We start from the raw sequence: 2,752 nt of genomic DNA, 5'->3' as shown, positions 1-2,752 counted from the left end.
GGTTGATATACAGGTGATTGCGTTAAGCTGCCCGAAACTCGCTTATTTTCGGCCACGGGATTTTAATTTTAAAGCGGGCGTAATATGAGAGGCTGTTTGTCAGATTATTTCAAAAGCCGTTTGTGACGGTTTTTGGAGTACGTCCGGAAAGTTTTCCAAGTCAAGGCATTATCCGGTAATAGAGAGACTTCTGGATTACGTGTTTTGTTTCCAACTCCCGTTAAAGAAATACAAGAAAGATGAACATCGGCCGTGGAATTTGGCGTGAACGGGATAAAAGCCGTATATTTGCCACATAACGATGGAAACGGAATTACATACCAGGAAAAAATAGAAGCATTATGAACAGGATTGAACTTATGAAACGAGCCATAGAGCTGTCTGAAGAGAGCGTACGCATTGGAGGCGGTCCGTTCGGCGCGGTGATAGCGCGCGACGGTGAGATTATCGCCGAGGCGTCCAACAGTGTCACCACCGACCACGACCCCACGGCGCATGCCGAGGTCAGCGCCATAAGACAGGCTGCCGGGCGTCTTGGTACCCACGACCTGAGCGGTTGCGAGATCTTCACCTCGTGCGAGCCTTGCCCTATGTGTCTCGGCGCAATATACTGGGCGCACCTTGATAAGATATACTATGGCAACAACCGCATGGATGCCGCCATGGCCGGTTTCGACGACGAATTCATATACCGTGAGATCGAGCTTGATCCGGAAGACAGGCGCAAGCCCATGGAGGAGCTGATGCCTGACGAGGCCGCCCGTGCTTTCCGTCTTTGGATTGCCAAGGAAGACAAGACCGAGTATTGACCTGTAAATGCTCAAAAAACGTACAAATAAGCACTGTTTGCGCACACAGTGGTTGATTTAGGTCAATAAGGATGTATATTTATTCATTTTTGCGGTAAAAAATATAGCAGGATACCGCCAATCGCAGTATCTTTGCATTGTCAAAAGGTTAATAGATTGTTTTAGGTTAGTAGTAATATTTATAGTTTTAGGTTTTTAGTTATTGGTAAAAAGAAAGTGTTTCAGAGGTAACACAGGCAGCCGTGAGGCTCCCTTAACTTTCAGAAGAATGTTAGTATCAGTATTAGTTATTACTGTCGGCCGTGTAACAGCGGCGGCAGGCTTTGGCAAGAGGCCAAAGTGTTTTTAGAAAACAAATATTGTACATAGGAACGGATGCCGTTGCTCGATGAGAGTGGCGGCATTTTTTTTGCTCTTTTCGGGGCCTTGGCGGAATATATTGAGGGTGGAGATACTTTAACCGACTGTGGGGATGGTGTGTGGGTTGGTATATTCTTGTGCGTCCCGCATCATTTTTTAATTCAATTTAACACTCGGTTGCGGTAAAAAAGGATTATTTTATATACCTTTGCCATAAACTATGACATGCGTGCGCCGCTCGTTTTGCCATGATATGGCATGAGGCGTGCGCCGGACGAGACTGCAATAATATAAAACAGACAGGACTTACATATCAATTTTAATTCAACCAATAAAAACTAAAGGAAATCATGAGAAGTAAATCATTTGTGACAGATCTGCTCCGTACAGGCAGATTTTTCGTGTTTGCCGCAATGGCGGTATGTTCGGTAACGGCTTGTTCGAGCGATGACGACGGTGATGGAGGCGATGGCGGAAACGGCAGCTCGTCGTTCGAGGTGCCCAAGTATGAGGCCGACGCGGCCAAGTATGTCGTGAACGACGCCGATGAGAATATGGAGTCGATAGAGCTTACGGCATCCGGCAACTATATCGTCACTTTGCGCGACTCACAGGCCGGTATGCCTCCGGCGACCGTCAAGACCCCGAAGACCATTACCATTGGCGGCCATAAGGTGCCTGTTCCGGAACTGATGAAATCGGCTTGCGTGTCGGAGGCACGTACCCGCCACTACTCCAATATAGCTTACGGCAAATACACCAAGACGGGTCCCGACAGCTATAACCTTGCCGGGTTCGGCACCGTTACTGTCACACGCGACTCACAGGGACGCGCCATGTCGCTCACAATCGCTGTCAACGGCGGTGCGCCGAAAGATGTGCGGGTGACGCAGCAGAATGCCGATATCAACAGCGCCAAGTCCAATATGCTCTGCCGCACGTGGACTCTGAACGGATACCGTGCCATACAGAAAATCAACGGGCGTACCATCATCGACTTCAAGGGCAAGACGCTGAGAGACATTTTCAACCAGCTCCGCGACTATGCCAAGGCCCATGACGAAGAGTTTGACCCGTCTGAATGGGTGTTCGAGGAGTCTGAGTATAATGTGATAGGTGCCAAGCAGCTCATATTCACCAAGACCGGAACCTACATGGTGCTCTATGAGGACGACCAGCTGGCCGTATCCACATGGAAGTGGCAGAATGAGGCTGCCGGCATACTGCGCTATTCATGGAATCCTAACGACTTTTACGATGAGTGGACAAGCGGCGAAGTGTATGTCAGGTTCCTGGACAATACGTGTCTTCTGGGCGATGTGGAGATTGACGAGGAAGATGGATTTAAATATGAGATGGGACTATACTATATCATGAATGAGGCAAAATAATCATCCTCAAGTTTTTTTCATGTCATGCAACCGCCTCCCGGAATCGTGCCCGGGAGGCGGTTTCGCTACCGGCTGAAAGCCACCTTTGCCATTATTTCCCCCTCTGTCTCAGCCTGCTGACGCTGCGTCCCGGCTCCGTCAGACGACAGCCCTCGGCTACCCGCCGCTCTTCCTGTTTCACGTTCATTGCGC

2 protein-coding genes are annotated in these 2,752 nt (G+C 49.2%); both read left to right on the top strand.

Annotated features, from left to right (window positions below; translation table 11 throughout):
* The first annotated feature begins 341 nt into the window (after window positions 1–341).
* Window positions 342–809 (top strand): nucleoside deaminase, encoded by a 468-nt coding sequence (locus MoGM_RS04090; protein ID WP_104368863.1) that lies wholly within the window; start codon window positions 342–344, stop codon window positions 807–809.
* Between the two features lie 710 nt (window positions 810–1,519).
* Window positions 1,520–2,560 carry a hypothetical protein gene (locus tag MoGM_RS04085; protein ID WP_104368862.1) on the top strand — a complete coding sequence of 347 codons (1,041 nt, stop codon included), beginning with the start codon at window positions 1,520–1,522 and terminating at the stop codon, window positions 2,558–2,560.
* The last annotated feature ends 192 nt before the right edge of the window (window positions 2,561–2,752 follow it).

Source organism: Prevotella sp. MGM1 (assembly GCF_002933775.1).
Lineage (GTDB): Bacteria > Bacteroidota > Bacteroidia > Bacteroidales > Bacteroidaceae > Prevotella.
This window is presented reverse-complemented; position numbering and strand designations above follow the sequence as displayed.